This is a genomic window from Chryseobacterium sp. CCNWLW53 (assembly GCF_037083525.1).
Lineage (GTDB): Bacteria > Bacteroidota > Bacteroidia > Flavobacteriales > Weeksellaceae > Chryseobacterium > Chryseobacterium lathyri.
The window spans coordinates 376,024-393,460 of record NZ_JBAOJR010000003.1 but is presented as its reverse complement, the minus strand read 5'-3'; the positions used below and the strand labels follow the sequence as shown (position 1 = coordinate 393,460).

The window sequence follows — 17,437 nt, the reverse complement described above, 5'->3', positions numbered from 1 at the left end:
ATCTCCGAATAATTTGTACATTTGTTTGGTAAAGAATGAACATTCTAAGAAACATATCAGATATTTTTGTACCGGAATCACCTGTTTCGGGGCTATCTTCTGTTTCTACATTCACAACTACAACAACTACCCCTTAGCGGGGTAAATTTTCACATATTATTTCCTGCACCCGTACTCTTTTTTTAAAGAGTAAACATTTCGTTTTACCTAACCTTAAATATTAATTGGATGAAAGTCTTAAAATTCGGCGGTACATCTGTCGCCAATGCCGGAAATATTCTTCTGGTAGAAAATATTATTAAAAAAGAATCTTTACAAAGCAGAGTAATTGTTGTAGTTTCAGCCCTTCACAGTGTTACTGATACCCTGATAAAAGCAGCTGAATACGCTTCTCTTAAAAATGAAAAATATATTCCCATCATTAAAAATCTGGAAGAAAGGCATTTGGAACTTGTTAAAGAACTGGTTCCTGTTTTATCCCAGAGCTCATGGCTAAGCTTTGTTAAAAAGCATTTTAATGATATGGAAGATATCTACAGCGGAATATTTGTATTAGGTGAGTTTACAGATAAAATCCGGGACAGGATTACTTCATATGGAGAGTTTCTGTCCTCAAACCTTATTGCAGCCAGGCTTCAGTATGAGGGATTGGACTGTATATGGATGAATTCGGCTGACCAGATCAGAACAGACGGCAGCTTTACCAATGCGAAGGTAGATTTTGAGATCACTGAAGAAAATGTAAAGAATTTTGCAGCTGAGCATAAAAATCAGATTATCGTTGCACCCGGCTTTATTGCTAGAGATCAGAACGGAAATGCCACCACGTTAGGCAGAGGTGGCTCCGATTATACAGCAGCCATTATTGCAGCAGCAGTTTCTGCTGAAGAACTTCAGATCTGGAGCGATGTAAACGGGATGATGACTGCAGACCCAAGATTGGCTTCCAATGCTAAACCCATTCCTGAGATTTCTTATCATGAAGCCATGGAACTTTCCCATTTTGGGGCCAAGGTTCTATATCCGCCATCCATACAACCTGTTATGGCAAAAAATATTGATCTTAAGATTAAAAATACTTTTGATCCGGAGGCACGTGGAACACTAGTTTCCCATAAATTAAGCAAACCGGCTGTTGAAAAGCAACAGATCGCTGCAGGAGTTTCCAATATGAGCCATATTGCCCTTCTTACGCTGGAAGGCAGTGGAATGGTAGGAATTCCCGGAACTTCAGCAAAACTTTTCCAATGTCTCAGCCTTGAAAAGATTAATGTTATTCTTATTACCCAGGGTTCTTCGGAACATTCTATTACCATTGCTGTCAATGAAAAAGATGTGTTTCATGCAGAAAATGTTGTGAACTCCTCTTTTGAAGATGACATAAAACTTCAAAGAGTGACTCCTGTAAAAATAGAAACCGGACTTTCAATTGTGGCTCTGGTAGGGGAAAACATGAAAAACAGAAGTGGAATCAGCGCTAAAATGTTCGGATGCCTGGGGAACAACGGGATTAATATCAGAGCTATTGCACAGGGATCCTCGGAAAGGAATATCAGTATCGTTATTTCAGAAAAGGATATTAAAAAAGCAGTTAACGTTCTTCATGAAGAATTTTTTGAATCTGAAATTAAGCAGGTACACCTTTATCTGTGTGGAGTCGGAAATGTAGGATCAAAACTGGTAGAGCAGATCTTTGAACAAAATGAATATCTTAGGGAAAACAATTTAATTAATCTAAGAATTGCAGGCATTTCCAACAGCCGGAAAATGTTTTTTTCTGATCAGGGAATTTCCGAAAGCGAATATAGCAATTGGAGTGAAAAAGGTGCCGAAGCATCTATCCATGGCTTTGCAGAGGAAATCATTTCCCGAAACCTTAGGAATTCAGTATTTGTTGATGTAACTGCCAGCTCCTCAGTGCCGGAAATCTATGACAATTTATTAAAAAGAAGCATCAATATTGTGGCCTGTAATAAAATTGCAGCCTCTTCAGATTTTGAAGTGTATAAAAACTTAAAAAGTACTGCCCGGAATCACAACTGCAAATTCTACTTTGAAACCAATGTAGGAGCCGGACTTCCCGTTATCGGAACCATTAATGATCTTATGAAAAGCGGCGATAAAATTACGTCAATCCAGGCTGTATTAAGTGGAACCTTGAATTTCGTTTTTAACAATTATGACGGAAGCAGAACCTTTTCAGAAGTTGTTGCCCAGGCACAGAAAGAAGGTTTTACTGAACCGGACCCACGGCTGGATCTGACTGGAACTGATGTAGCCCGAAAAATCTTAATTCTTGCCAGAGAAGCCGGATACCCCCTTCAGTTTGAAGATATAGAAAATGAAAGCTTCCTGCCTGAAGAATGCCTTCATGGAAGTGTAGAAAACTTCTATGAGAAGCTTACTGAATATGAAAGTCATTTTAAAAATTTAGTCAGTGAGGCTCAGAAAAATGGCAAAATATTGAAATATACCGCTGAATTTAAAGATGGCAAAGCTAAGGTTGGACTTCAACATGTTGCTCCGGACAGTGATCTGTACCATTTGTATGGTAAAGACAACATTGTCATTTTCAAAACTTTAAGATACTCCGAGCAGCCTCTTGTTGTAAAAGGCGCCGGCGCAGGGGCTGAAGTAACTGCCAGCGGTGTTTTTGCAGATATTATCCGATCAGTTTAAAATAAATAATATGAAAAAGATAAAAATAAAAGTTCCGGCTACCATTGCCAATCTCGTTTGCGGATTTGATATCCTGGGAATGGCTATTCATGAGCCTTATGACGAAATGGAACTGAAATTACTGGACAGTCCTGAGATCATTATCAGGCATAAGGATCATTTCGGGCTTCCGGAAGATCCGTCAAAGAATGTAGCGGGCGTTGTTCTCCAAAACATCATGGAGCATCTGAAGCTCACAAAAGGTTTTGAAGTCACAATCCGTAAACATATAAAGCCGGGCAGCGGGCTCGGCTCCAGTGCGGCAAGTGCCGCCGGAGCCGCTTTTGGGGCCAATGCCTTATTAGGAAATATTTTATCCCGTGAAGAAATGGTTCACTTCGCTATGTTCGGTGAAGAGCTTGCTTCCGGAGTACGCCATGCAGACAATATTGCCCCGTGCATTTATGGAGGTATCACATTGGTGAAATCCTCCTCTCCTATTGATATTATTCCGTTGAGTACCCCCAATCTGTTTGTGGCAGCAGTACATCCACAGGTCGAAGTAAAAACTTCTGATGCACGGCAGATTTTAAAGAAAAATATTCTTCTGAAAGATGCTGTAGAACAGTGGGGAAATATAGCAGGACTCGTGACAGGAATCCTCAAAAACGATATTCCGCTCATCGGACGAAGTCTGAATGATGTGATTATAGAACCTGTCAGGAGCATCCTAATTCCGAAATTTGATGAGATTAAAACAAGAAGTTTGGAGGCCGGCGCACTTGGAGGCGGAATTTCGGGTTCAGGGCCTTCAATTTTTATGCTGGCAGAGAAAAAAGAAACGGCAGAAAAGATTGCCCAGCTGATGAAATCTATTTACGATGAAATTAAAATTGAGAGTTTTGTGTATGTCTCAAAAATAAACCCTTCAGGAATTGAGATTGTTGAAGAAGATCATAATGATAACCAATAAATTAAAGACAATGAATTATTATAATTTAAAAGATAAGCAGGAAACCGTTAATTTCAAAACAGCTGCTATAAAAAGCCAGGGTAATCAAAAAGGATTGTTTTTCCCCGAAAAAATTCCTCAGTTTAATGAAGAATTTATTCAAAATTTGCATCTGTATTCCAATGAAGAAATTGCGTTCAGATGCATGAAAGATTTTATCGGGGACGAAATTCCCTCGGAAATATTAAAAAAAATTACTACAGAAACCATCAGCTTTGAGATTCCTTTAAAAAAGATCAGTGAGTGCATATCTATTCTGGAGCTTTTCCATGGACCAACGTTAGCATTTAAAGATGTGGGAGCAAGGTTTATGAGCCGTTGCCTGTCGTATTTTCTAAAAGATCAGGATAAAAAAGTAACAGTTCTCGTGGCCACTTCCGGTGATACGGGCGGAGCTGTTGCCCATGGATTTTATAATGTCCCGGGGATCAATGTGGTTATTCTTTACCCCAAAAACAGGGTGAGTGCTGTTCAGGAAAAACAGCTTACGGCACTGGGAGGAAATATTTCGGCACTGGAGGTTAACGGAAATTTTGATGACTGTCAGAATCTTGTCAAGCAAGCTTTTTCAGATGAAAGTATTAACTCAGAATTGTTTTTAACCTCAGCTAATTCTATTAATGTTGCAAGATGGCTTCCTCAGCAGATTTATTATTTATTAGCTTTAAAACAATGGAAACAGTACGAAAACCAGGATCCGGTCATTGGTGTTCCGAGTGGAAATTTCGGAAATATCTGTGCTGGATTTCTTGCCTACTTCCGAGGGCTTCCTGCAGAGCATTTTATTGCTGCATGCAACAAAAATGATGTAGTTCCTGATTATCTGAAAAGTCATCAGTATCATCCTAAAAAAGCTGTAGCCACCTTATCCAACGCCATGGATGTTGGAGATCCAAGTAATTTCACCAGAATTCTGGAACTTTTCGGACATCAGTTTGATCATCTCAAGAATGTAATTTCGGGATATTCAGTAGATGATGAATCCACACTTCATACCATTAAAGAGGTATATGAAAAATATGGATACATCCTCGATCCTCACAGTGCGGTTGCATTTGCTGCTATGGAACAGTACCTGAATGAAAATCCCGGCAAGAAAGGGTTGATATTGGGAACTGCACATCCTGTAAAATTCCCTGAAGCAGTAGAAAAAGCAGCCCATATCACCATTGATATCCCCGAAGCACTGAATGATCTCATGAAAAAGGAGAAAAAAACTGTAGAAATAAATGCAGATTTTGAAGAATTAAAACGATTTTTGCTGAATAAAAATCAGGACAATGAGCAAGATCTTTCTTGAAGATGTAAAAATATATGCCTACCACGGCGTGCTTCCCGAAGAAAATATCATCGGGACCTATTATATTTTAAATGCAGAACTGCACACGGATCTTTGGAAAGCTGCGGAAACAGATGACCTGAATGATACGATAAGCTATGCTGACATCAACGGGATCATTCATCAGGAAATGGCCATTAAATCCAAATTACTGGAGCATGTGGCAGGAAGAATTATCATGAAGATTCATGAAAGTTTCCCCCAGGTTTCCTACATTAAACTGAAGATTACAAAAACTTCACCACCGATGCAGGGCGAAATGAAAGGCGCAAGTATTGAACTGGAGAGAAGCTTCAAACCTGATGATTTTTAATTTTATCTACACAAAAAACATACTGAATTGAAATCCATCAAATTATTATTTTTATTAAGTTTCGCCATGGTTTTTGGCCAGACTGCTGTTGATAATCAATCCGCTGTTTACAATTTCCCGAAAATAAAATCCAGCATTACGATGCCGGTAACCATTCCGCTTTCTGAAATCAGCAATATGATTAATGCTTCGGTAAAAGAGCTGGTATTTCAGGATGACTCTTATACAGATAACAATAACGATCAGTTTAAGGTCAAAGTATGGAAAACCCGGCCTATCCGTCTTGTGGGCGGAACAAGCCAAAACCTTCTGATAGAAGTTCCTTTAAAAATATGGGCCGAAAAAGGGATTGGTACCCTGGGAGTTTATTCGTATCAGAATACGACTTTTGAAACAGTTATGTCCTTCAATACCACGATTAATTTTAATAACAACTGGACAATTTCTACCAATACGCAGTCCAACGGTTTCAGATGGGTGACAAAGCCTGTCCTGGATTATGGCAGAATACAGATCCCTATCACTTCACTGGTAGAAAAAAGCCTGAAGGAACAGCAGGGGAAATTTGCCAAAACTATTGATCAGCAGATGGCTACGCAGCTGAATTTCCAACAGTATGCAGTAATGGCATGGAATGTTTTCTCGCAGCCTTTTAATATTTCGGAGGAATATAATACGTGGCTGAAAATAAGCCCGGTAGGCGTGAATATCACCCCACTGAAATTCTATGGGAATGAGATCACTACGAATATAGGAATGGATATTTACTCGGAAACGTTTACAGGAAGCAAACCTGCTGCATCACCAACGGTAAAATCAGCCGGGAACTTTAATGTCGTTCCTGTTCTGGCAGATAAATTCCTCTTGCAGACCACAGCTAATGTTCCTTTTTCTGAAGCTACCAATATTGCCAGAAATATGTTCATGAACAAGGAATATGATGTCCGAGGCTCAAAGGTAAAGATCAAAGATATCCGAGTTTATGGTGCTGAAGGAAGAGTGATCATTGAAGCTGAAACAGAAGGCTACGTAAATGGAAAAGCCATTATTTCCGGGATCCCTGTATATGATGAAACGAAAAAGAAAATTGTTCTCTCCAATACAAAATTCAATTTAAGGACGGCCAATATTCTGCAGAAAACCGCTACCCTGCTTTTCAAAGGGAAAATTGTAAAGATGATCGAAGAGGAATACGGAATTCCAACACAGGAGCTGGAACTCGCCTCAAAGAAAAGTATAGAAGAGGCATTTAACAAAGAATATTATAAAGGCTTAAAAATGAACGGAAGGGTTTTCAACCTGAAACCCGGCAGTGTCCTGGTCAACCAATCCGGCATCACTGCAGTCATTGAAACGAATGCCACTTTAAAACTAATACTTAACGGAATTTAAATTAATAAAAAAAACAAAAATTAACCATGAGAAAATATTTACAAATTGTAGACAGACACCGGGCATCCAAAGGAGCAAGGTTTGCTAATTATCTAATTGACCTTGTTGCTTTTTATATTGTGTTTTTTATCATTCTTATGATACTTATGCCTATCAGTCCGGCTTTCAGAGAATGGATTGCCAATACCAGCGATATTGCACAAAGATTGCTGGGCATTATTTCTTATATATTATTTTCTTTCTTCATGGAAGCCATAACCGGCGGAAGAAGCCTGGGAAAACTGATTACAGGAACCAAAGTAATTATGATTGATGGGGAAAAACCTTCTATCGGAAATTATTTTGTAAGAAATATTATAAGAGGAATTATATTGGTTGACCAACTATCATTTTTGGGTGAAAATGGCTTTCATGATAATTGGAGCAGCACACGTGTGGTGAACATAAAAGATTATGAAGCTGAAAGACAGCTGAAAAGCGATATCAACAGCATTGGAGCGAAAGAAATGATTTAAAAATTTTTGTTCATTAATTTTTTTTGCTATATTTGCACACCTCAAAAATGGTAAAAATGGTACTTTGGCCGAGCGGCTAGGCAGTGGTCTGCAACACCATCTACAGCGGTTCGAATCCGCTAGGTACCTCCAAGCCTTTCTATATAAAACTGAATTTCAGTAAATTATAGAAAGGCTTTTTATTTTGTGTCAACAATATAAGAAATAGTTATTTTATCACGTTCGATAAGAATAAAAACTCCAAAGACATATCTCTTGTTAGATCACCCTAACTTTGATAATCTAAACTAAAATTTAACAAATGTCTTTTATATTTCCTCGCGCGTGCGCGTATTGGTCTGATTTAGTAATTATGACTACGCTTTATTCCAGGAAAGGCCGTATAAACTTTTGACTGTATTATTATTTCCTTTACACGCGAACAGACATCAATAAAGTCGACATAAACCTTCATACGCGTATAGTGATTGTAGAAAAACCTTAGTATATATACAAATCTAATCAAACCCTCGCGCGTGCGCGTAATTAAAAAAGTTATCCACAAAACTTAAATTCTAGCACATGCACGACATCCTTTTTCAAATTTGGAATTTAGCCATTTTAACATAGTGACACGTAAATTCGGTCACTATGTATACAATTACGCAAATACCCACTTTCGACTCAGGTGTAATACAATAAAAATCAATTATATAATTTACTATTGTATCAAATAAAATATTATAAAATAATTTCATGCAATAAAAGTAACTCCGAACCTTCGTTTCGTATGATTTGCTAAATATGCAGCATAAAAAACCCCACCAGATAGGCAGGGTTATATAATATGTATTTTATATATAAAAAGTTAAACTTTTGGCTTAACTATTCTTTTAGACTCACCTGAAAAAACTACAATTATATTATGAGGAATCTTTTCATCTTTACCTAACAAATATACTCGAATGTCAGATATTATTTCTCTCATACTTTTTGCCTCTTTATCCATTGATAAAGTTTTACTCAAATCACTAGCTAAATCTTTTGGTAACCATAAAAAGATTTCAAATGTTATTTCATTAATCCGTTTGTAATCTTCGGGTTGAGAAACCCAAATGGATAATAACTCTGCTATTAATTCTGATTTTTTCTTTACTAATATAGAATTTTTATATTTCTCGAGTCTTTTAGCAAAAATCATTGCTATTATAGATGCGGTAATAGAAGCAATTACAGTAGCAATCGGTTGCGCAATCTTTGAAAATTCATCAAAAGTCATAGTTTTATTGGTAAAAATACACTTTTTACATCAAATAAAATTTAGCTAGTTATGGTTTCCCGTATTCAACATTAATATTAGATATACTATTTTTGAAAAAATATAATCACATGAAAAAAGTATTATTTCTCTTAAGTCTTCTGCTTGTTAGTATATCTTTTGTTAATTGTTCCGGAAACGATGACGAAGTCGTGAATCCAACACCAGTTATTTCGATGCCACAAGAGCTAATAGGCACTTGGCAAATTAATAAGTATGGATGGCTTGATGAGCCAGAAATGACCGCAAGCAATGACAAAGGCTATTTCATCAAATTTAACGCAGATAACACTGTAGAATATAAAGATACGAATACTACTTTTAAAGGCGTGGATATTTTGCTGTTCAGCATATAATAGCTGTTGCTTATAACTGAAACACTGTTGTTAAAACTATAATTTAATTTTTAGGATTTTGAATCTGTTCCAAAATCTTTTTTCCATTCTCATTATCCGGGTTTAAATCTATAGATTTTTTATACATTTCAATCGCTTTATTTGTATCACCTGTTTTTAACAGGATTTCACCATAGCTGTCATAAACATTCCAGCTGTCAGGAAATAAATATACGTTGAGCTTAAAAATATTCAGAGCTTCTTTCTTTTGATTGGTGGTTAGCATGCGGTAGGCCCAATTGTTAAGCTCAAATTCCTTTGGATTGAAATCAGGATTTTGGGCTTTCTCTTTCTTTACAAAGTCTATTGCATTTTCAAATCCGATTTTTTGCAGGTTTTTTCTAAGATACGTTAGTGGGTCTGCTTTAATAATGTTCGGAATATAACATCCTGCAATTTCTTCTATGAAATCTTCAGGAGAACTTCCTCCTAAATTGGTTAATACAATTACCGCCAAGTGATCATCCGGGTATATAAGTAAAACAGATCTGTTTCCTCCGGACATCCCAACTGCCTTATGATTTTTCCGAAGTTTTGCAATTCCCCAGCCGCGTGTCCAATCTGTAGGTGTTCCGTTATTGAATTTGCCCGGTGACCACATCATATCCAATGTTGATGGCTTTTGTAATAATTTACCATTCTGCAAGGCAATAATCCAATTCGCCATATCTTCAGATGTACTGTTAAGTCCCGCGCTTGTGCGACTGAAATCAGGAAATTCATAATAATTAGTTGCTAACCTGTCCTGATTTATTTTTTTACCATCGAAAAAAGTCCTGTAGCTGTAGCTGGGGGCATAATGAGGAATTACATCTCTTGAATCTCCAAACAGGGTATGTTTTAGACGAGCTACTTTAAACTGTTTTTCTTCAAAGAAATCAGCAAATGGTTTATTCGTAATCTTTTCAATAATTTTACCCAATACATAATAATTAGTCTGGTTATAACTGAATTGCTCTCCTGTTTTAAATTCCAAAGGAGTGGCTTTAAGTTTTTCAAAAATGGCTTCCTCCGTTTTTAGCGGTCCTATATTTCCCGTCACAGGATCAAAAAGTTTTAACATATCAGGCAATCCGGAAATATGGGTCAGTAACTGATCGACTGTTATTTTTTGCCATTCTAAAGGTAAATTATCCAGATAAGTACTGACAGGCGCATCCAATTTTACCTTTCCTTGTTCAATAAGCTGCATAATGGCAACCCCCGTAAAAATCTTTGTATTGGAATTAATCGGAAAAATAGTATTACTTTTTACAGCAACCTGATCCTGTATGTTTGCAACTCCATAAGATTTACTTAAAACAATTTTACCGTTTTGGACGACTGCAATCTGGACACCCGGGATGCGTCTTGTTTTCATTTCCCGATGAATGATTTCATCTACTGCAGAACTTACGTTTTGAGCAAAAGATGATAATGAAATTAGCAATGATACAATGAGAAGATAAATTTTCATGATTTAATTTTATATATATAAAACAACTGAAACCTAAATCTATTACCTCCTTTCAATAATTTAACATGAATACTTAAATAATAACCCGATAATAAAGATTAGCCACTCTATATTTCAATGAAATACCGGCAAATTGATGGCTTTAAACGTACAATAAAATATGACGCAAAAAAAATCCCCGAATTGCTTCGGGGATAAAAACTAATAACCATGAAAACTCAAATTAAACATGAGTTGCTTCATATATTGAAAAATCGTGCCAAAGTTGTAATACTTTTAAAAATATTTTCTTCTGTATAATGATGATTTTTCTATACTATTTTAAATGAACGAAATATAAAAAGCCCCCTAAAAATAAGGGATTACAGCATAATAGTAAGATAACAGCGGATATAAAATAAGTTCTATAATCAACATAATTATGATTAATATCATGTTTGGCATTCTGATCCATAGCATAAGAAAAATAAAAAAGCCTCCTAGTGGAGGCCTAAAAAAACACAAATGATGAAAAAAATTTTATAATCTAATTAAGAAAATTATTATATAATTCTATGTCTTAAAGGTAATGCCTTCTCTCTTCTCATTTTATGAGTTCAGTCATAAATGTTTTTTAATTATTCTTTCAACAAGTATACCCCCTGGTCAGTTAACATAGGTAAAGCCGATGTAATCCATAAAAATAAATTATACAATCATTACATATAAATAATTATAACAAAATATAGTATCGTAAAATAGTAAAAAAAATATCAATACAATATGATTTAAGATATATTTTTTAAAAAAGTATTTTTCTACTTTTACAAAAAACTTAACTCATTAAATCGTGATAAAATTCTCTATACTTATAGCCAATTATAATAACGGTAAGTACTTTAGAGACTGCTATAATTCGTTAATCACTCAAACCTACGAAAACTGGGAAGTTATAATTATTGACGATGCTTCTACAGACGATTCCGTAGAAATAATTGAAGATATTATAAAACATGACCCGCGCTTCAGCATCTATCACAATACATCCAACCGGGGATGTGGATATACCAAAAGAAAATGCATGAAATATGCAACAGGGGAATTATGTGCCTACCTGGACCCGGATGATGCCTTATATACAGATGCTTTAGAAAAAACCATAAATGAATTTAATGAAGATGACATTGTAGCAGCTTATTCCCAAATGATGCTCTGTAATGAAAACCTTATTCCTGACAGAATATTTGGAGGAACAAAACAAATCTACAACAGCAGATATTTTTTCAACTGTCCTACCCAGTTTGCCCATTTCTTCACTTTTAAAAAAGAAACTTACCTTAAAACTTCAGGCATCAACCCCAACCTAAAAAGCGCCGTAGACCAGGATCTGTATCTGAAGATTCTGGAGCATGGCAGTGTAAAATATATTAAGGAACCCCTTTATCTTTACCGTCTCCACTCTAACGGTATTTCTCAGCAGAGTTTCAAACAGGGAGCAAAAGAATCCTTTGCCAAAGTGATTCATGACACCATGAAAAGAAGGGGAATCAGAACAATTAACAATAAAATAGTCCCGGAAATATATACCAATTCACAGGAGATCTACGAGCTTCTGAACTATCAGACCTACAAACTCCACAGGCTTATCAATAAAGTAAAAGTAACTTTCAACATATAATAGCAGCTTCTCAGAAATGAGGAGCTTTTTATTTAATATTATTTCAGCATAAAAAAATAGCCTCCGGTTCAGGAGGCTCAAAAACACAAATTAAAAATCCTCAAATGAGAATTTTATAAAGTAGATTTAATATTTACCTGAACTACTCAGCCCAGGTCATAGGAATATACACAGTAATATACCCGTCTGCATCTACCTGAGCGTCCGATACAGTCCCTGTTACGGAACCATAACCGGCCCAACCGCCTTGTCCCTGCATAGCCGAAAAAGTATACGTTCCTGCTGGAATTCCCTCATTATATGCTGGAAGAGCCTGGAAACCGCCCCCATAATACGTGTCATAAACTTCCCCTGTAACCGTATTCTCAGCCAGGAAGCTTCCTACATCGTAATTTCCTGAAAGGGACTTCGTACCATCCAGGTTGACAATACCGAATCTTAGCTTATAAGTTTGAGTCTTTGAAGCCTGTTTAGAGGTTTCAGAATGAGTCTGGGTCTGAACATCAGATATCATATCATCATTTGAACATGATAAAGCCGTAATAGCCAAGGCCACAAAAGCCATTGTTTTAAAAATTGTCATTTTCATAATAAAGTAATTTGGTTCTTCCAAAAGTAACCAATTCATATGAATTGAATAAAAACTTTTAATGAACTTAAAATTACATCCATGCACCGTTCAATAAGCTAAAGCAACCTGAAAATATTTTCAGTTTTATCAAAAAAATTATCACTTTAACATTTCTTAACTAAATTTTGGCTTCATAATTGAAAATAAATAGGAAGTCACTGCCGTCTGGCGAAGACTACTTATTAAAATTTGAATTATGAAAAAGATAGTATTAGCAGGTTTTTTATCAGTCTTTTTACTGACAGCCTGCAAAAAGGACGAAAGGACAGCTGAAAAATCTCTGGAAGAGCAGAAACTTGAATTTCAGGCAAGACAGCTTGAAATAGAAAAGCAAAAGCTGGCTATCGAGAAAGAAAAAATAGTGTATGAAGCACAGAAAAAGGCAGACAGCATTGCTGAAAGTAAAAAATCTCAGGCAGCTGCAGCCAATAATTCAAAGCCTCAGATCATAAGAGAAACCAGAACAGTATATAGAGACAGAGGATCAAACTCTAATTCAGGAGGCGGAAGCTATGCAGATAATGGAAGCAGTTCTTCCCAAGGAACCACTGCCACTCAAAAGAAAGGATGGAGTAAAGCAGCCAAAGGAACCGCTATTGGGGCTGTAGGTGGCGCCGCAGTAGGAGCCATTGTTGCTAAGAAAAACAGAGGTCTTGGAGCCGTGATTGGTGGTGTAGTAGGTGGTGCAACCGGTTATACGATTGGTAGGGCTGGAGACAGAAAAGACGGAAGAGTTCAACCACGTTAATTAATATTTTCACGATAACATTTAAAGATTGCTTATTTTTAAGCAATCTTTTTTTATGATGCTACTTTTATTTTCTTCGGTTCTTGTTCTTTCAGCACTCGCAGGCTGGGGGAAAGTCATGGAAAGCTTCTTTGGCTCTCTAACCGGAGGTATTTCAAGTAGCATTTTAACCGGAATATTAGGACTCAGCCTTATATGGACTGTTCTTGCATTTTTTATTCCTATTAATATATATGTAGAAATTCCTTTTATACTTGCTGGAATTTTCTTCTTTTTCAAAAAGAAATTGCACTTAGAATTTCATCATTTTTCCAAGAAAGACACCTTTTTAATCGGCGGTATTTCACTGATCATTTTATACAGCAGTTCTTTTTATCCTTATATATTGGATCATTTCGGGTATTATGTTCCAACCATCAAATGGCTTACGGAATATGGTCTGGTAAAAGGTATCTCCAATCTGGATTTTACATTAGGGCAAATGTCCGTATGGCATATTTTTCAGGCAGGATTCTCCGGATTTTCAGATCCTTTTCTAAGAATTAATGCCATTCTTCTGATCACTTATACTTTTTATATTTTTGAGAAGAAGACTTGGATCCAGCTGTGTTTTATCCCCATACTCTTACTCTTCTCACAGTCACCAAGCCCTGATCTTCCTGTTATTACTTTATCATTGATTATTTTAAACGAAATCATGACAGGAAACAAAAATATCAGTCTTCTTTTTGCTTATGCTGTTTTTGTTTTTTCGATAAAACCTACCATGATATGGCTCCCATTACTGGTATTCCTTTGTTCTGTATTCATTTTTAAACCCAATTATAAAAACTGGATCTTAGGAACCGGGATTCTTATTTTGTTCTTTATCAAAAATATATGGACCTTCGGATATCCTGTATTTCCTGTTGCCATAGGTGATTTTGGATTCACCTGGAAACCCAATCCGGAAGTCTTAAAAATTTCATCACAATACGCTATTCAGAAGACATACGATATGCAGTACAGCTACGAAGAAATTCAAAAATTCTCTTTTTATGATGCAGTCAGAAACTGGTTTACCTTGGAAGGAATTAAATCAAAAATCAACCTGATCTTCATTTTAAGTCTGGCCGTTTTCTCTGTTTTTGCTTTCGTTAAAAAGAAAAAGATCATTAGCCTCATCTGCATTTCCATATTAATAAAAAGTATACTGGTATTAGCTTTTTCGGCACAATACCGTTTTTTTCTTGATGTATTTTTCGTGATCGCTTTTATCCTGTTTATTCATTTCAGCAAAAAAAAATCACTTGTTTTTTTCTTCGTCTCAATTGTACTGGTGATCGGGACTTTAAGTTTTCCCAATTTCATCCGTCATTATATTCCGAGTTTCAGGCCGGGAAATTTTATGGCCGGATTGAAAAAAGAACAACTGTATGAGCCTTCAACTTATCATTATAATAAATTTGAAACTTTCAAAACGGGAAATTTAAAATTCAATGTATCAAAGGATTACCCTTTTAATTTTGACACCCCCCTTCCTGCAATTTCAGCAAGTTATATTTTTGATGATGCAAAAGCAGGAATCTTCCCTCAATACATTGATGAAAAAAATATCAAAAAAGGATTCATCTGGAAAAAACTTACACCGGACGAAAAAAAGGAAGTACAGAACATTATCCATATTATCAAAAACACTAATAAATAGAACAAATCCAGAAACTTTATTATCTGAAGAAAAATAGGTAATTTTGTAACATGTTCAATACATTAGGTAATCTTCTCAGTCTTACAACATTTGGAGAAAGTCACGGTGTGGCTTACGGCGGTATCATCAATAATTTTCCGGCAGGTTTAACGGTCGATTTCGATAAAATTCAATATGAATTGGGTCGTAGAAAGCCTGGCCAATCTGCGATTGTTACTCAAAGAAAAGAAAGTGACACGGTAAAGTTTCTTTCCGGGATCTTTGAGGGAAAAACAACAGGTACCCCAATCGGTTTTATTATAGAAAATGAAAATCAGAAGTCTAAAGACTATGATCATATCGCAGATTCATACCGCCCGAGTCATGCAGATTTTACGTATGACCAGAAATTTGGTATCAGAGACTATCGCGGCGGCGGAAAATCTTCAGCAAGGGAAACGATCAATTGGGTTGTTGCAGGAGCATTGGCTAAACAGCTTTTATCCGGTATCGAGATCAATGCTTATGTTTCTTCCGTAGGTGATATTTTCTGTGAAAAACCATATCAGGCTTTAGACTTTTCAAAAACGGAAAGTAATGATGTGCGTTGTCCGGATGCTGAAACTGCAGAAAGAATGATCGAAAGAATTAAAGAGATCAAGAAAGAAGGCAATACCATCGGCGGAACAGTGACCTGCGTAATCAAAAACGTTCCTGTAGGAATTGGAGAGCCTATATTTTCCAAGCTTCAGGCCGAGTTGGGCAAAGCTATGCTGAATATCAATGCCTGCAAAGGATTCGAATACGGAAGCGGCTTCTGCGGTGCTAAAATGACAGGAAAAGAGCATAATGATGCTTTCAATACAGATTTCACCACAAAATCTAATCTTTCCGGAGGAATCCAGGGAGGAATTTCCAACGGAATGGATATTTATTTCCGTGCTGCGTTTAAACCAGTAGCTACTATTTTAAGACCTCAGGATAGTGTCGACAAATACGGAAACCCTGTCATTGTAGAAGGAAAAGGACGTCATGACCCATGTGTAGTGCCAAGAGCTGTTCCTGTTGTGGAAAGCTTAGCGGCATTTGTACTGGCAGACCTGTTTTTGATCAATAAAACAAGAAACATCAATAATTTTTAATATAAATATTGGGTAATGAAAAATTACTGGGATCAGGGAATTTCTTTTGAAGAATATATCCGCATCGGAAGAGAAAGATTAGAAAATCCTTCCAACCAACAGGAAATAGAATATAAACAATACTATGAACTCGGGCTTCAGAGAATGGACAGAACGTTGAAAAAGTATGTTCCGGATGAAGAACAGGTAAAAGAATTGGCTTCTAAGAATTTTGACGGAAAAATACTGATCATTTCAGAAGCATGGTGCGGCGATGCCAGCGCTACGGTTCCTGCTCTTGTTACTTTTTTCGAAGGGCACAATGATGTGAAAATCTTCCTTAGAGACAGTGACAAGAGTCTGATCAACCAATACCTGACCAACGGTACAGAATCTATCCCTAAAGTGCTCATCCTGGATAAAGATTTCAATGTAAAGAATTCATGGGGACCACGTCCGAAATACGGCTACGAATTATTAATGAAACATAAGGCAGATCCGGAAGCTTACCCAAAAGATAGCTTTTATAATGACCTGCAGCTGTATTATGCTAAGAACAGAGGCAAGGATGCCGTTCAGGAGATTTTAGAATTACTATAATATCAATTGAATTCCATAAGGCGAAAATTAACAGTAAATATTAACGCATGAAAAAGAATATCATATATCTTGTCCTTATCATCATTATCGGTGTCGTCGCTTTTGTCCCGGGAGTAAAAGAATACCTGAGAGATCAGTTCTTCCCGATCGCGACCATCGAAAATGCCGTACATGTAAGCGAAGAAGATTATGACATTGAACTGAAAGGAATCAATGTACCGAGTACCAATCTTAAAACATTTAGGAACAAACCTGTTTTCCTTAATTTCTGGGGAACATGGTGCCCGCCATGCAGAAAAGAATGGCCCAGCATTCAAAAATTATATGATTCCAGAAAGGGAAATGTAGACTTTATTCTTATTGCCATGAACGACAAGGAAGAGGATGTAAAAAAGTTTTTAAAAGAAAATAATTATTCCGTTCCTGTCTATATTGCACAAAGCCCTATTTCTGAAAAAATTCTTCCCAAAGTATTCCCTACTACTTTTCTTATTGATAAGCACGGAAGAATCATCATTAAAGAAGATGCATCCAGAGATTGGAACACAGAAACTGTACATCAGTTCATTGACAATATCATCAAGTAATTATTTTAACTAAATTTTATAATTTATTGGTATAGAATTTGCGAAATTTA

The 17,437-nt window shown here is 36.3% G+C and carries 16 protein-coding genes and 1 tRNA gene; 14 read left to right on the top strand and 3 right to left on the bottom strand.

The genetic code is table 11. The features are described 5' to 3' along the window. Positions 1 to 228 precede the first annotated feature (228 nt). The 7 genes from thrA to V6R96_RS10745 all read left to right on the top strand — a co-directional run bounded on the left by thrA (position 229) and on the right by V6R96_RS10745 (position 7,361). A complete protein-coding gene (gene thrA, locus V6R96_RS10775) occupies positions 229 to 2,679 on the top strand; it encodes a bifunctional aspartate kinase/homoserine dehydrogenase I (protein WP_336378954.1) in 2,451 nt (816 codons plus the stop codon). 10 nt (positions 2,680 to 2,689) lie between these two features. Beyond that, positions 2,690 to 3,631 carry a homoserine kinase gene (locus V6R96_RS10770; RefSeq protein ID WP_336378955.1) on the top strand — a complete coding sequence of 314 codons (942 nt, stop codon included), beginning with the start codon at positions 2,690 to 2,692 and terminating at the stop codon, positions 3,629 to 3,631. 10 nt (positions 3,632 to 3,641) lie between these two features. Beyond that, a complete protein-coding gene (thrC, locus tag V6R96_RS10765; RefSeq protein WP_336378956.1) occupies positions 3,642 to 4,970 on the top strand; it encodes a threonine synthase in 1,329 nt (442 codons plus the stop codon). Next, positions 4,951 to 5,322, top strand: coding sequence for a dihydroneopterin aldolase (gene folB, locus V6R96_RS10760; protein WP_336378957.1), 372 nt, complete (start codon positions 4,951 to 4,953; stop codon positions 5,320 to 5,322). Before thrC ends, folB begins: the two co-directional genes overlap by 20 nt. Positions 5,323 to 5,349: 27 nt before the next feature. Further along, positions 5,350 to 6,714: a DUF4403 family protein gene (locus V6R96_RS10755; RefSeq protein WP_336378958.1), complete on the top strand. Its 1,365-nt coding sequence runs from the start codon at positions 5,350 to 5,352 to the stop codon at positions 6,712 to 6,714. A gap of 26 nt (positions 6,715 to 6,740) precedes the next feature. Continuing rightward, complete coding sequence (locus tag V6R96_RS10750) at positions 6,741 to 7,229, top strand: RDD family protein (RefSeq protein ID WP_111960463.1); 489 nt, start codon at positions 6,741 to 6,743, stop codon at positions 7,227 to 7,229. Between the two features lie 58 nt (positions 7,230 to 7,287). After that, positions 7,288 to 7,361 (top strand) — tRNA-Cys (locus tag V6R96_RS10745). Between the two features lie 715 nt (positions 7,362 to 8,076). On the opposite strand, the gene V6R96_RS10740 is transcribed toward V6R96_RS10745, so the two are convergent. Then, positions 8,077 to 8,487 (bottom strand): hypothetical protein, encoded by a 411-nt coding sequence (locus tag V6R96_RS10740; protein ID WP_336378959.1) that lies wholly within the window; start codon positions 8,485 to 8,487, stop codon positions 8,077 to 8,079. Between the two features lie 110 nt (positions 8,488 to 8,597). Between V6R96_RS10740 and V6R96_RS10735 the strand changes: the two genes are divergently transcribed. After that, entirely contained in the window at positions 8,598 to 8,882 is a 285-nt protein-coding gene (locus V6R96_RS10735; protein WP_336378960.1) for a hypothetical protein, read from the top strand. A 43-nt stretch (positions 8,883 to 8,925) separates the two neighbouring features. Here the strand turns inward: V6R96_RS10735 and V6R96_RS10730 are convergent, their stop codons facing one another. Continuing rightward, entirely contained in the window at positions 8,926 to 10,377 is a 1,452-nt protein-coding gene (locus V6R96_RS10730; RefSeq protein WP_336378961.1) for a serine hydrolase, read from the bottom strand. Positions 10,378 to 11,206: 829 nt separating this feature from the next. Between V6R96_RS10730 and V6R96_RS10725 the strand changes: the two genes are divergently transcribed. Further along, on the top strand, positions 11,207 to 12,034 hold the full coding sequence (locus tag V6R96_RS10725; protein ID WP_336378962.1) for a glycosyltransferase family 2 protein: 828 nt from the start codon (positions 11,207 to 11,209) through the stop codon (positions 12,032 to 12,034). A gap of 142 nt (positions 12,035 to 12,176) precedes the next feature. Here the strand turns inward: V6R96_RS10725 and V6R96_RS10720 are convergent, their stop codons facing one another. After that, the gene (locus tag V6R96_RS10720; RefSeq protein WP_223560219.1) at positions 12,177 to 12,623 is read right to left on the bottom strand and encodes a hypothetical protein; all 447 of its coding nucleotides are present in this window, start codon (positions 12,621 to 12,623) and stop codon (positions 12,177 to 12,179) included. Between the two features lie 238 nt (positions 12,624 to 12,861). On the opposite strand from V6R96_RS10720, the gene V6R96_RS10715 reads away from it, so the two are divergent. The 5 genes from V6R96_RS10715 to V6R96_RS10695 are packed head-to-tail and all read left to right on the top strand — an operon-like array spanning position 12,862 to position 17,387. Beyond that, complete coding sequence (locus V6R96_RS10715; RefSeq protein WP_336378963.1) at positions 12,862 to 13,413, top strand: YMGG-like glycine zipper-containing protein; 552 nt, start codon at positions 12,862 to 12,864, stop codon at positions 13,411 to 13,413. 55 nt (positions 13,414 to 13,468) lie between these two features. After that, a complete protein-coding gene (locus tag V6R96_RS10710; RefSeq protein WP_336378964.1) occupies positions 13,469 to 15,100 on the top strand; it encodes an LIC_10190 family membrane protein in 1,632 nt (543 codons plus the stop codon). A 50-nt stretch (positions 15,101 to 15,150) separates the two neighbouring features. After that, on the top strand, positions 15,151 to 16,221 hold the full coding sequence (gene aroC / locus V6R96_RS10705; RefSeq protein WP_336378965.1) for a chorismate synthase: 1,071 nt from the start codon (positions 15,151 to 15,153) through the stop codon (positions 16,219 to 16,221). 15 nt (positions 16,222 to 16,236) lie between these two features. Continuing rightward, on the top strand, positions 16,237 to 16,800 hold the full coding sequence (locus V6R96_RS10700; protein ID WP_336378966.1) for a thioredoxin family protein: 564 nt from the start codon (positions 16,237 to 16,239) through the stop codon (positions 16,798 to 16,800). A gap of 47 nt (positions 16,801 to 16,847) precedes the next feature. Beyond that, a complete protein-coding gene (locus V6R96_RS10695) occupies positions 16,848 to 17,387 on the top strand; it encodes a TlpA disulfide reductase family protein (protein WP_223560222.1) in 540 nt (179 codons plus the stop codon). Positions 17,388 to 17,437: the final 50 nt, after the last annotated feature.

Excerpts from the sequence above, each read along its gene's own strand:
- thrA (WP_336378954.1), top strand. The coding sequence starts at position 229 with ATGAAAGTCTTAAAATTCGGCGGTACATCTGTCGCCAATGCCGGAAAT.
- V6R96_RS10770 (WP_336378955.1), top strand. The coding sequence starts at position 2,690 with ATGAAAAAGATAAAAATAAAAGTTCCGGCTACCATTGCCAATCTCGTT.
- thrC (WP_336378956.1), top strand. The coding sequence starts at position 3,642 with ATGAATTATTATAATTTAAAAGATAAGCAGGAAACCGTTAATTTCAAA.
- folB (WP_336378957.1), top strand. The coding sequence starts at position 4,951 with ATGAGCAAGATCTTTCTTGAAGATGTAAAAATATATGCCTACCACGGC.
- V6R96_RS10750 (WP_111960463.1), top strand. The coding sequence starts at position 6,741 with ATGAGAAAATATTTACAAATTGTAGACAGACACCGGGCATCCAAAGGA.
- V6R96_RS10740 (WP_336378959.1), bottom strand. The coding sequence starts at position 8,487 with ATGACTTTTGATGAATTTTCAAAGATTGCGCAACCGATTGCTACTGTA.
- V6R96_RS10735 (WP_336378960.1), top strand. The coding sequence starts at position 8,598 with ATGAAAAAAGTATTATTTCTCTTAAGTCTTCTGCTTGTTAGTATATCT.
- V6R96_RS10730 (WP_336378961.1), bottom strand. The coding sequence starts at position 10,377 with ATGAAAATTTATCTTCTCATTGTATCATTGCTAATTTCATTATCATCT.
- V6R96_RS10720 (WP_223560219.1), bottom strand. The coding sequence starts at position 12,623 with ATGAAAATGACAATTTTTAAAACAATGGCTTTTGTGGCCTTGGCTATT.
- V6R96_RS10715 (WP_336378963.1), top strand. The coding sequence starts at position 12,862 with ATGAAAAAGATAGTATTAGCAGGTTTTTTATCAGTCTTTTTACTGACA.
- V6R96_RS10710 (WP_336378964.1), top strand. The coding sequence starts at position 13,469 with ATGATGCTACTTTTATTTTCTTCGGTTCTTGTTCTTTCAGCACTCGCA.
- aroC (WP_336378965.1), top strand. The coding sequence starts at position 15,151 with ATGTTCAATACATTAGGTAATCTTCTCAGTCTTACAACATTTGGAGAA.
- V6R96_RS10700 (WP_336378966.1), top strand. The coding sequence starts at position 16,237 with ATGAAAAATTACTGGGATCAGGGAATTTCTTTTGAAGAATATATCCGC.
- V6R96_RS10695 (WP_223560222.1), top strand. The coding sequence starts at position 16,848 with ATGAAAAAGAATATCATATATCTTGTCCTTATCATCATTATCGGTGTC.